The organism is Parasphingorhabdus pacifica (assembly GCF_054779195.1).
In genome coordinates this window covers 122,981-134,397 of the sequence record NZ_BAAGYS010000007.1, presented here as the reverse complement: position 1 = coordinate 134,397, position 11,417 = coordinate 122,981, and the positions used below count along the sequence as shown (strand labels likewise).

Here is an 11,417-nt window from a genome sequence, read left to right as displayed (position 1 = left end):
GAGAACCCGTGAGCACTTCGGGCCATACCGGGTCGGCCGGGCCCGGTATCGATGCCGAAACGTGGGCGTCCGCCCAGAGCAGCCCTGAATTCGCCAACCTCCGCCGCCGGTTGCGCAACTTCGTCTTTCCGGTATCCGCGCTGTTCCTGGCCTGGTACTTGGTGTACGTGCTGCTCGCCGACTACGCGCACGGATTCATGAGCACCAAGCTCGTCGGCAACATCAACGTGGGACTGGTGTTCGGTCTGCTGCAGTTCGTTTCGACCTTCGCGATCACCGCCCTCTACGTGCGATACGCGAACCGCCACCTCGACCCGGTCGCCGAGCAGATCAGGGAACGAGTCGAAGGAGGAGACCGGTGATCACCGCACTGTCCCCGCTCGCGCAGACGGACGTCAGCCAGAACCGATGGCTCAACATCGGAATCTTCGCGGTCTTCGTCGCGATCACGCTGGTCATCGTGGTGCGCGCCAGCAAGAACACCAAGACGGCATCGGACTACTACGCCGCGGGGCGCGCGTTCAGCGGCCCGCAGAACGGCATCGCGATCTCCGGTGACTACCTCTCGGCGGCCTCGTTCCTCGGTATCGCGGGTGCCATCGCGGTGTACGGCTACGACGGCTTCCTCTACTCCATCGGCTTCCTGGTCGCGTGGCTCGTGGCCCTGTTGCTGGTCGCGGAGCTGCTGCGGAACACCGGCCGCTACACGATGGCCGACGTGCTCAGCTTCCGGATGCGGGAGCGACCCGTGCGCACGGCCGCGTCGCTGTCCACCCTGGCGGTGTCGTTCTTCTACCTGCTGGCCCAGATGGCCGGTGCGGGCGGCCTGATCGCACTGCTGCTCGGCATCACCGACCGGACCGGCCAGTCCCTGGTCATCGCGGTCGTCGGTGCGCTGATGATCGTGTACGTGCTGATCGGCGGCATGCGGGGCACCACCTGGGTACAGATCATCAAGGCGGCCCTGCTGATTGCGGGTGCCTTCGTCATGACCGTCTGGGTGCTGGCCAACTTCGGCTTCAACCTCTCCGGTTTGATGGGTGCGGCCGTCGACCGGGCGGGTGCCGGTGGCGAGGAACTGCTGAATCCGGGCGCGAAGTACGGTGAAAGCGCCATGAGCAGGCTCGACTTCCTGTCCCTCGGCATCGCGCTCGTGCTGGGAACCGCAGGTCTGCCGCACGTGCTGATGCGGTTCTACACGGTCCCCACGGCCAAGGAGGCCCGCCGTTCGGTGGTGTGGGCGATCGCGCTGATCGGCCTGTTCTACCTGTTCACGCTGGTGCTCGGGTACGGCGCTGCCGCGATGGTCGGACCGGACGTGATCCAGAACGCTCCGGGCGGGGTCAACTCGGCGGCACCCCTGCTGGCCTTCCACCTCGGTGGTCCGCTGCTCCTCGGATTCATCTCCGCGGTCGCGTTCGCGACCATCCTGGCGGTGGTCGCCGGTTTGACGATCACCGCGTCGGCTTCGTTCGCGCACGACATCTACGCCAACGTCATCAAGAAGGGCGAGAGCGACGACAAGCAGGCGGAGGTCCGGGTCGCCCGCATCACCGTGGTGGTGATCGGAGTCGTCTCGATCTTCGGTGGTATCGCCGCCAACGGGCAGAACGTCGCCTTCCTGGTGGCGTTGGCGTTCGCCGTCGCGGCGTCGGCGAACCTGCCGACCCTGCTGTACTCGCTGTTCTGGCGGAGGTTCAACACCGCAGGCGCGCTGTGGAGCATCTACGGCGGTCTGACCGTGACGATCGTGCTGATCGCGCTGTCCCCGGCCGTGTCCGGCAACGAGGACGCGATGTTCCCCTCGCTGGACTTCGACCTGTTCCCGCTGCAGAACCCGGGCCTGGTTTCGATTCCGCTGTCGTTCCTGCTGGGCTACCTCGGCACGGTCTTCAGCAAGGAGCCGTTCAACCAGCAGAAGTTCGCCGAGATGGAGGTGCGGTCGCTGACCGGCGCAGGCGCCGAGAAGGCGACCACCGAGCACTGACATCGCCCGTGGGCGCGGCGGCCCGTCCGGCAGTGCGCCGGGCGGGCCGCCTTCGTTCCGCAGGGCTGTTCCGGGGCGGTTCCGAGGCTCCACCGTGGCTGTTCCGGAAGGATGTCGAGGAGCCCTCACCCCACTGCCACGTCGCCCGTGGCAGCATCGTGGTGTGACTACTCCGATGCATGGACAGGTACCGGGCAAGCAGCCGGAGGAACTCCCCTCCGAGGTGCCCGGTGCGGGCAGCGCACTCCTCGATGTCCGGGAGGCGAACGAGTGGGCGGCGGGACACGCCCCGGGTGCCGTGCACATCCCGATGAGCGAGATCCCGGAGCGCCTCGACGAGGTGCCCGAGGCGGATGAGCTGTTCGTCGTGTGCCGGTCCGGTGGTCGCTCGTCGAAGGTGACCGCCTACCTCAACGCCAACGGATGGGACGCGGTCAACGTCGAGCGCGGTATGAACGGCTGGTCCGCGTCGGGCCGTCCGGTGGTCAACGACGATCCCGACACCGAGCCGTACGTGCTGTGACCACACCCCCGCCCGGGCCCAGGAAGTCGGTGGGGTGGGTCGCCACTCCACCGGGCGGAACCCGCGCGCGTCGGCGCCCCCGCCCTCCCCGCCGGTACACCGGTCCGCCGTCGTATCCCGCGGTGCCCCGCTGGGGCTTCCCGCTGCTGGCGTGGCGCTGGCCGCTGGCGCTGCCGAACCGGCCGAAGGCCGACCCGGTCGAGCGCGTCGAGGTGCTGACGCCGGCCACGATCTCGGTTCTCTGGCTGACCGCCGGACTGGCCGGACTGGCCGCCGTCGGCGAAGCCTGGCGCTACGTGCTGCTGCTCATCAGCCGGGAAGCGGCGTTGCCCGCGCTGCCGTTGTCGATCTCCGACGCGCTGGTCACGACCGCGGGAAGCCTGACCTGGTTGGTCGGGCTGGTGGCGGCAGTGTTCGTCGTGCTCTGGTTCGTGCGAGCGCGGGAGGCTTCCGCGGAACGCATCGGAGTTCGGAACGCGCGCCCGCACTGGCAGGTGATCGTCGGCGCCTTCGTACCCGGCCTGAACCTCGTCGTGCCGGGATCGGCGGTCGCCGAACTCGAACACGCCGTGCTGATCGGGGAGGGTGCGCGCGGCGAAGGCCGTCCCATCCCGTCCCGCCTGGTGATCGTGTGGTGGGCCTCCTGGGCGGTGTGCCTGCTGTCGGGCTGGCTGGCGCTGGTCTGGGGCTTCCGGGACGGGGTGCAGGCGCTGGCCGACGGCGTGGTGATGCACTTGGTCAACGACGTGGCGGTGGTCGTGCTCGCCGTGTCGAGCATCCGGCTGGTCAAGTACCTGGCCCGGCTGCTGGTCCCGCTCGACCCGACCGAGCTGACCCGCTCGAGGGTGCTCGAGGTGCGGAACGCCCCGCGTCCACCGCGCGCCGACCGGCCTTCCGGGGCGCCGCGCTGACCCGGCAGCACAGCTGACACCCGCAGCACAGCTGAAACCCGCAGCACAGCTGAAACCCGCCGGGGCTCCCGGCACCCGGTGGGGTGGGGCGGAAGTGCGACGAATCCCACTGCCGAACAGGCCGCACGCCGCGGGGACCGGCCGGGGAACGCACGCATAATGGCCGCGTGACCCCGGCTATCGTCGCGCACCGGGGGGCCTCGGCCCACCACGCGGAGCACACGCTCGGTGCGTACCTGGCAGCTGTAGAACAAGGGGCCGATGCCGTCGAGTGCGATGTCCGGGTGAGCCGCGACGGTCACCTGGTGTGTTTGCACGATCGGCGGATCGACCGGACCTCCACCGGCCGGGGCGTGGTCAGCACGATGACCGTCCCGGCGATGTCCGCCTTCGACTTCGGCGCGTGGCATCGGCCGCTGCCCGAGAAGGCGGACGAGCTGATCCGGTCTCCCGGCATCCGGCAGCACGCGCCTCGGCGCCCTGAGCACGGCCTGCTCACCCTCGACGCGCTGCTCGGCGTGCTCGCCGACCAGTCTCGTCCGATCCGCCTGTTCGTGGAGACGAAGCATCCGGTCCGGTACGGCGGGCTGGTCGAGGCGAAGCTGGTCGCCCTGCTCGCCCGCCACGGGTTGGCCGCACCCACCGACAAGCCGAACTCGCCGGTGGTGATGATGTCGTTCTCCTCCTCGGCCGTGCGCCGCGTTCGTGCGGCCGCGCCCCGGCTCCCGACCGTGCAGCTGTTCGACCGGTTCGGCAAGGTGGGCCGATCGGGAGCGCTGCCCCCGTGGGCCGATCACGCGGGCCCCGACATCCGGCTTCTCCGCGAGGATCCCGGGTACGTGGCGCGCGCGGCCGAGCACGGGCACGAGACCTACTGCTGGACGGTGGATGCGGCCGGGGACGTGGACGTGTGCGAGCGCGCGGGCGTGCAGCACGTGGCCACGAACCTCCCCGAGGCCACCCGGGCGCATCTCGCGTGCCCGCGGTTTCCGGACGGCGCTGGACGCGAGCTACACACGGCGGCATGAAAATCCTTCCGCCCGGGTAGCCGCTTCGGCCCCGCCGGATCATTCCGCTCCTCAACTCCGATAACGTCGGTGTTTCCGCAGTCACAGCGAGCGAGGAGAGGTCGGAGTGGCCAAGCGAAACGCCGCCGGTAGCCAGGGTCAACGCGCCGAGGGTGAGGTAGGGCCACGGCAGCCCTGTCCGTGCGGATCGGGCAAGCGGTACAAGGCTTGCCACGGCCGTGCGGGTGGTGCTGCGAACGTCATCGTCACCAGGCCGTTCGAGGGGCTCGCCGCCGAGTGCGAGTTGGTCGCGCTCCGCGAGTTCGTGCCTTCGGCCACCGTGAAGCTGCCGCTGCGCGAAGGCCCCGAGGTCACGTTGGCGACCGTGTTGCCGATGGCGGCGGCCGCGATGGTGCGCAACGACGGTGCGGCCTTCGTCGGGCTGCAGGTGCAGACGCGGTCCGGGGACATCAGTCGCGATCTGGCGCGTGCCGTCGAATGGGTGCGGGAAGCCGAACCGGGCACCTCGTTGCCGGTCGTGGGACCGGAGACGGCCGGGACGGGTGAGGTACCCGTGCGCCTGCAGGATCTGGTCGACCCCGATGCCGAGCTCGACCCCGAGCTGCACGAGGACTTCTCCTGGTGGGTCCCCGGGGACACCGAACCGACCGGCGAGGTGGCGCTGTCCCTGGAACGGGCGAACGAGGCGATCATGCCGACCCAGCGCCTGGAGGCGGCGGGCGTGCGGTCCGCGTACTGGGTGGACGCGGGCGAGAAAGCCCACCTGCGGTGGGTGCGGCCAGAACCGGAGGAGAAGCTGCTGGCGGCGATGGCACGGCTTTCCGGGCGCGGGGAGCTGGCGTTGGACGAGGACAGCCGGTTCGTCGGTTCGTTCCGCGCCCACGGTCTGCTGGTGCCGGTCTGGGACCTGGATCGGGAGAAGCACGCGCGCGAGTGGGAGGAACCCGCCGCCGCGCTGGGCGCCCGGCTGGGTACGGCGCTGGATTCGTTGGAGTCCGAACCGCTCGACGCCGCCGAACGGCGAGTGCTGGACGGTCTGCGCGGCCGCCAGATCACGGTGCGCTGAGAAGCGGCCTGCCGGCCTGCCCTGACCTGCTGCCCTGCCCTGACCTGCTGCCCTGCCCTGACCTGCTGCCCTGGCCGCACCTGCTGACTGGCCGGCAGGCCGAGTGACCGCACCTGCTGGGCTGATCGGGTGATCATTTCGCGCGGTGGCAACCGAACGGTGCTCGCGAGCGTGTGCGTCGTGGTGATGTGCACGCGGAGGGAGTCCAGCGGTGACCGCACAACTGCCCGCAGTACCGGTCTCCAGCGAATCGGGGATCGGTAGCTGGTCGGGGCAGGTGCGCCAGGGGGACATGGCAACGACGGAAGACGATTTCGCGGAGTTCGTCCGCGTAGCCCTTCCGGGGCTGATGCGTTATGGACATGCCCTGACGGGCAACCCGCACGACGCGGCCGATCTCGTCCAGACCGTTCTGGAGAAGGTCGGTGCCCGCTGGTCGAAGGTCAGCGGCAACTGCGAGGATCCTCGCGCCTACGTGCGCAAGGCGATGGCGAACACCCACGTCAGTCGCTGGCGCCGAACCCGGCGAGAAACCCTCATCGCCGATTTTCCGGACGTTCCGGCGATTCAGCAGCGCGACCGACTGGAGAGCGAACCGCTGTGGAAGGCGCTGCGGGACCTCCCGGCGAGGCAACGAGCCGTGGTCGTCCTGCGTTACTACGAGGAACTGTCCGAGGCAGAGATCGCTGACACCCTCGGAGTGAGTTGCGGAACGGTGAAGAGCCAGAGCAGCAAGGCGCTGGCCACGTTGCGCAAGCGGCTCGGGCCGTTGGCCGAAGCGGGTGACGTGTGATGGATCTCGAGGAGGAGCTGCGGCGCGTTCTGCGGGACGAGGAGCTCGACATCTCCGTGCGCACGGGTGCGGAGTGGTCGATGGTGGCCGGGGCTCGGCGTCGGCGGCACCATCGGAACGCGATGGCCGCGGTCAGCGGTGTGCTCACCGCTTCGTTGTTCGTGGGAGGCGGTGTCGCACTGGTTGGTCACGAGACGAGCGGGCGGCTTCCCCCGGCCGCGCCACCCGTGGTGACCAGCACCACCGAAACCAGCGAACCGAGTGACGAGGTGCGGACGACTTCGCTGCACCCGCCGGGGAGAGGGCACGCTCCCGACGACTACCAGCCGCCGCCGAAGCCGCGCATCGACGAGGAATCGGAGACCGAGCGGCCGTCGATCCTGCGCGAACCGACCTCGTCCGAACCCGAGCCCACGTCGTCCACGTCGCCGACCAGCTCGTCCGTGCCGGAAGAGACCTCGCAGGCCGCACCCACGTCATCGGCGACGGCCGAGAAGTCGGCGGTTCCCTCGAGCTGAGCGCGCGTCGACCCGCACGGGTGGAGGAGGACCGGCCGCGAGTCGACCGGCCACCCGCGTGCGAACGTCGTGCCCAACGTCGGTGCGCCCGAAACGCTCAGATGGAGCCGCCGGCGGCCTTGGGCGCGGTGTGGTCGTCGCCGTCGTCGCCGACGTCCTCACGTGCCAGGAAGTTCTCGACATCGAACAGGTTGCCCTTGGCCCGGTCGACGACCGCGAGCAGGGTGGACATCTGGGAGACCTCTTCGACCTGCTCCTTGAGGAACCACTGCAGGAACTGCTCGCCGAGGTAGTCGCCTTCCTCGCGTGCGGTCCTGGCCAGCGTGACGATCTCCTCCGTGACCTCGCGTTCCTGCTCGAGGGCAAGGGCGACGAGCTCCCGGGTCTCGCTGAACTCGTTGCGGACCTCTTCGATGCTCGGGATCGTCACCTTGATGTCGTTGTCCAGCAGGTACTGGACGATCATCATGGCGTGGTTGCGCTCTTCACGAGCCTGGCCGTAGAAGTGCGATGCCAACTGGGGCAGGTCCTCGTTGTCGAACCACACTGCGACGGCGATGTACTGCTGCGCGGCGGTGAGCTCGTTGCGCACCTGGTCCTGCAGCAGCTGGTGGAACTTGGATTCCTTGGGGCGAATGTTCTTCGCGGTGACAGCCATGTCTTCAATATACGAGTAAATTGATCCGGACGCATTTATGGGTGTGTCGCGCGGCCGGTATTCAAGCCTTTCTTAGGCGTCCTTCACCTTTCTTTTGGTTAGGCATCCCTAAGCATTTTTTGGGTACCCTGAATTAGGTGAGGGTTGCTTTTGTAATCGGCCATCCATGCTGGTCATGGTGCTGATGTTTTGTCTGGTTCGAGTGAAGCGCGCGCGTTTCACGTGACCCCGGACGCAGGTGACCAATGCGCCCGAGTCGCGATGATCGACTATTGTGAGATGGGTCAAGCGGGCGACCTGGCGCGTTGGGATGAACCTCGGCGGGCTCGTATTTCCGGTAGGTGAGATCCGCGGCGCGCGAGCCGGGATTCAGACCGTTTCCCGCGTGATCGGGCACGACATGCATCGAGGTCCTCCTCGGCCCGACCCGAGTTCGGAGCCGCTGATCCGGAGCACCTCGACCCCGGCTTCCTCCAACCGGGCGTTGGTCTCCACGTTGCGCTCGTAGGCCACGACCACCCCGGGAGCCAGCGCCAGCGTGTTGTTGCCGTCCTCCCACTGCTCGCGCTCGGCGGTCACCGGATCCAGTCCGGTGTCGACGACGCGGAGATGGTCGATGCCCATTGCGTGGGCTGCCGCACCGAGGAACGGTTCCGGTCCGGAAACGGCCAGGTCGCCCTCCGCCGGACGCAACGAGTACGCCGTCAACGAATGCTGGATCGCCGGATACATCACGACCGCATCCCGGTCGACCATCGTGCACACGGTGTCCAGGTGCATCGAAGCCCGTTCCTGCGCTATCGGCACCGCCAGCACCGTGTGCGCGAGGTCGTCGGCGAACATCGACCGGGCCAAGGCCTCCACGCCGGCGGGTGAGGTCCGCTCGCCGACTCCCACCGCCACCACACCGGGGGCCAGCACGAGGACGTCGCCGCCTTCGACCGGAGCCGAATGCTCGCCGTAAACGCGGGCGGACTTCGAGAAGCGGGGGTGGTACGCGTAGATCAGGTCGGTGAGGGCGGACTCGCGACGGCGGGCGGGCATCGCGAGCGCCGCTACCGCCACCCGGTCGCCGACCCACACCGACGAGTCCCGAGTGAACAGCGCGTTCGGCAGCGGGTCGAGGACGAATTCGTGCGGGTGGCGCATCCGGCGGACCAACGAATGCCCTTCGGAAGCGGGCAGCTCCTCGAACGTCATCCCGGCGACGAGGATCTCGGCGAGTGTCTTCTCGTCCATGCCGGAGAGGTGCGAGCGCAGGGAGTCGGCGACTTCGGTGCCCAGCCTGCGCTCGTCGATGGCGGTGAGCATCGCCGCCGTCCGGGCGCGGGGGTCGCCGAGGGTCTCGATAAGCAGGTCGTCGAGCAACAGCACCTCGACACCTCGGGAGCGCAGCACCTCGGCGAACGCGTCGTGCTCGTCCTTCGCGCGGTCGACCCACGGGATCGCGTCGAACAGCAGCTGGTCGCTGTTGCGCGGGGTGAGCCGCTTGAGTTCGTTGCCCGGGCGGTGCATGAGAACCGCGTGCAGCGGTCCGACCTCGTTCTCCACGTGTGGTTGGTTCACGCTGCCGGAGCCTAGCCGCGACAATCGAATCTCACCGCCTTGGCGCGGAGATTCGATCGATCATTAACCAAGCTGGGGTGAGGAATGCGGTTCGTTGCGCTTCAAGGCAGCCAGGAAACGTGCCCGCGCAAGAGTGCGTAACCGACGAAGGCCACCACATCGATCACGGCGTGGCCGACGACCAGCGCCCACAACCGGTTGGTGCGCTGCCAGACCCGCCCGAACACGAGGCCCATCACGACGTTCCCCACGAACCCGCCGAAGCCCTGGTAGAGGTGGTAGCCACCGCGCAGCACCGCGGAGAACCACAGAGCCCGGTTCTCCGACCACCCGAGCTGTCGCAACCGGGTCAGCAGATAGGCGACCACCAGGACTTCCTCGGCGAAGGAGTTGCCGACCGCCGACAGCGTCAGCACCGGTGCCCGCCACCACGCCGCATCCAACGTGGACGGTTGCACCGACAGGCTCAACCCGAGCGCGTGCGCCACCAGGTACAGGCCCAGCCCCGGGATACCGATGAGCGCGGCCAACCCCATTCCGCCCAACGCGTCCCGCCACGGGCGGGAACGGTCGAGGCCCACCCGCCACAGGGCGATCCCGCCACGCCAGAGCAGGTAAGCGCCCAGCAGCCCCCACGCGAACAGCCGGCCCGCGTTGACCAACTGCTGCGCCAGGTCCAGCAGCCCGAGTTCGGCCTGCGGCGCGTTGATCGCCACCGACTGGTCGGCCAGCGGGTCCGGCCGCATCAACGCGTCGAGCAGCGAAAGCAGGCTCTGCAACGCGGTCATGCCCAGCGTCACCGCGAACACGATGGCCAGCTCGATGCGGATGGCCCTGCGGTCGGCAGGACCTGCCGGGGCGAACGGGAGTTCGGGGCGAGCCGGGGCCAACCACGCGCGCAGGAAGCTCACCCGGCGAACGTTACCCGCGTGCGGACGACGACCGACCGAGGCACCCGCTCGTCGACGAACGTCGCGGTGACCGGCCGGGACGCTCCCGCGAAGTCACGCCGCGACCGGCCGCGAAGTCACGCGGAAGGTTCGAGCACCGTCCGGCCGCCCATGAACGGCTGCAACGCTTCGGGCACCCGCACCGAGCCGTCGGCCTGCTGGTGGTTCTCCAGGATCGCGACGATCCATCGAGTGGTGGCCAGCGTGCCGTTGAGCGTCGCCGCGAAGCGGGTCGGCCCGTCACCGTCCCGGTAGCGGGTGTTCAGCCGCCTGGCCTGGAACGTCGTGCAGTTGGACGTCGAGGTCAGCTCGCGGTAGGCCTGCTGGGTGGGCACCCACGCCTCGCAGTCGAACTTGCGGGACGCGCTCGCGCCCAGGTCCCCCGCCGCGGTATCGATCACCCGGTAGGGCACCTCGATCTTGGCGAGCATCTCCTCTTCCCAGGCGAGCAGTCGCTCGTGCTCCGAGCGGGAGTCCTCCTCGCGGCAGTACACGAACATCTCCAGCTTGTTGAACTGGTGCACGCGGATGATCCCGCGCGTGTCCTTGCCGTAGGAACCGGCTTCCCGGCGGAAGCACGTGGACCAGCCCGCGTAGCGCAGCGGCCGCTCGGCGACGTCGACGATCTCGCCGGAGTGATAGCCGGCCAGCGGCACCTCCGAGGTCCCCACCAGGTAGAGGTCGTCCTCCTCCAGGCGGTACACCTCGCTGGAGTGCGCCCCGAGGAAGCCGGTGCCCTCCATGATCTCCGGGCGCACCAGAACCGGCGGGACCACCAGGGTGAATCCGGCCGCCGTGGCCTGCGCCGCCGCCATGTTCAGCAGGGCGAGTTCCAGCTGGGCGCCGATGCCGGTGAGGAAGTAGAAGCGCGCGCCGGAGACCTTCGCGCCACGCTCCATGTCGAACGCACCCAGCCCGAGTCCGAGCTCCAGGTGGTCCTTCGGTTCGAAGTCGAATCCGACGGGAGCACCGACGTGCTTGAGCACCACGTAGTCGTCCTCGCCACCCGGCGGTGTTTCGGGCGCGATGACGTTCGACACCTTCAGCTGGGTCGTCTGCAGCTCCTCGTCGGCGGCGGACTGCTCGGCCTCGGCCTCCTTGACCTGCGCCGCCAGTCCCTTGGCCTTGGCGAGCAGCTCGTCGCGCTCGTCACCCTGCGCCTTGCCGACCTGCTTGCCGAGCTGCTTCTGCTCCGCGCGCAGCGTGTCGGCGCGGGAGACCGCCGACCTGCGACGCTCGTCGGCGGACAGCAGCGCATCCACCAGGGAGGCGTCCTCTCCCCGGGCTCGCTGCGAAGCACGTACGGCTTCCGGATCCTCGCGTAGCGTCTTCAGGTCGATCACGGCTGGTCAGCCTAGCGGGCGGTCCCGCCGTGCGCGGTGTGGGGTATGCCCGCGCCCGGCACCACCCGCCCGGC

12 protein-coding genes are annotated in these 11,417 nt (G+C 68.9%); 8 read left to right on the top strand and 4 right to left on the bottom strand.

Translation table 11 applies throughout. The features are described 5' to 3' along the window. Nucleotides 1-8 precede the first annotated feature (8 nt). From ACYVAN_RS10030 to ACYVAN_RS09995, 8 genes are all read left to right on the top strand, one after another. A complete protein-coding gene (locus ACYVAN_RS10030) occupies nt 9-362 on the top strand; it encodes a DUF485 domain-containing protein (protein ID WP_460958057.1) in 354 nt (117 codons plus the stop codon). After that, nucleotides 359-1,987, top strand: coding sequence for a solute symporter family protein (locus ACYVAN_RS10025; RefSeq protein ID WP_460958056.1), 1,629 nt, complete (start codon nt 359-361; stop codon nt 1,985-1,987). The genes ACYVAN_RS10030 and ACYVAN_RS10025 overlap by 4 nt, the downstream gene beginning before the upstream one ends. A 163-nt stretch (nt 1,988-2,150) precedes the next feature. Continuing rightward, entirely contained in the window at nt 2,151-2,510 is a 360-nt protein-coding gene (locus ACYVAN_RS10020) for a rhodanese-like domain-containing protein (RefSeq protein ID WP_460958054.1), read from the top strand. A gap of 122 nt (nt 2,511-2,632) precedes the next feature. Next, on the top strand, nt 2,633-3,421 hold the full coding sequence (locus ACYVAN_RS10015) for a DUF4328 domain-containing protein (RefSeq protein ID WP_460958052.1): 789 nt from the start codon (nt 2,633-2,635) through the stop codon (nt 3,419-3,421). Between the two features lie 167 nt (nt 3,422-3,588). Further along, on the top strand, nt 3,589-4,449 hold the full coding sequence (locus ACYVAN_RS10010) for a glycerophosphodiester phosphodiesterase (protein ID WP_460958050.1): 861 nt from the start codon (nt 3,589-3,591) through the stop codon (nt 4,447-4,449). 106 nt (nt 4,450-4,555) lie between these two features. Next, nucleotides 4,556-5,515, top strand: a complete 960-nt coding sequence (locus tag ACYVAN_RS10005; protein ID WP_460958048.1) for a DUF5926 family protein — start codon at nt 4,556-4,558, stop codon at nt 5,513-5,515. A gap of 211 nt (nt 5,516-5,726) precedes the next feature. Next, nucleotides 5,727-6,308, top strand: coding sequence for a SigE family RNA polymerase sigma factor (locus tag ACYVAN_RS10000; protein ID WP_460958046.1), 582 nt, complete (start codon nt 5,727-5,729; stop codon nt 6,306-6,308). Next, a complete protein-coding gene (locus ACYVAN_RS09995; RefSeq protein ID WP_460958044.1) occupies nt 6,308-6,826 on the top strand; it encodes a hypothetical protein in 519 nt (172 codons plus the stop codon). Before ACYVAN_RS10000 ends, ACYVAN_RS09995 begins: the two co-directional genes overlap by 1 nt. A 97-nt stretch (nt 6,827-6,923) precedes the next feature. Here ACYVAN_RS09995 and ACYVAN_RS09990 read toward each other — a convergent pair whose 3' ends face one another. From ACYVAN_RS09990 to serS, 4 genes are all read right to left on the bottom strand, one after another. Beyond that, nucleotides 6,924-7,484: a ferritin gene (locus tag ACYVAN_RS09990; protein ID WP_460958042.1), complete on the bottom strand. Its 561-nt coding sequence runs from the start codon at nt 7,482-7,484 to the stop codon at nt 6,924-6,926. A gap of 369 nt (nt 7,485-7,853) precedes the next feature. Then, nucleotides 7,854-9,050, bottom strand: a complete 1,197-nt coding sequence (arcA, locus tag ACYVAN_RS09985) for an arginine deiminase (RefSeq protein WP_460958040.1) — start codon at nt 9,048-9,050, stop codon at nt 7,854-7,856. 101 nt (nt 9,051-9,151) lie between these two features. Further along, a complete protein-coding gene (locus tag ACYVAN_RS09980) occupies nt 9,152-9,961 on the bottom strand; it encodes a CPBP family intramembrane glutamic endopeptidase (RefSeq protein ID WP_460958038.1) in 810 nt (269 codons plus the stop codon). Nucleotides 9,962-10,077: 116 nt separating this feature from the next. After that, on the bottom strand, nt 10,078-11,343 hold the full coding sequence (serS, locus tag ACYVAN_RS09975) for a serine--tRNA ligase (protein ID WP_460958036.1): 1,266 nt from the start codon (nt 11,341-11,343) through the stop codon (nt 10,078-10,080). Nucleotides 11,344-11,417 lie beyond the last annotated feature (74 nt).

Coding starts and splice junctions, on each gene's coding strand:
- ACYVAN_RS09990 (WP_460958042.1), bottom strand. CDS start 7,484: ATGGCTGTCACCGCGAAGAACATTCGCCCCAAGGAATCCAAGTTCCAC.
- ACYVAN_RS09995 (WP_460958044.1), top strand. CDS start 6,308: ATGGATCTCGAGGAGGAGCTGCGGCGCGTTCTGCGGGACGAGGAGCTC.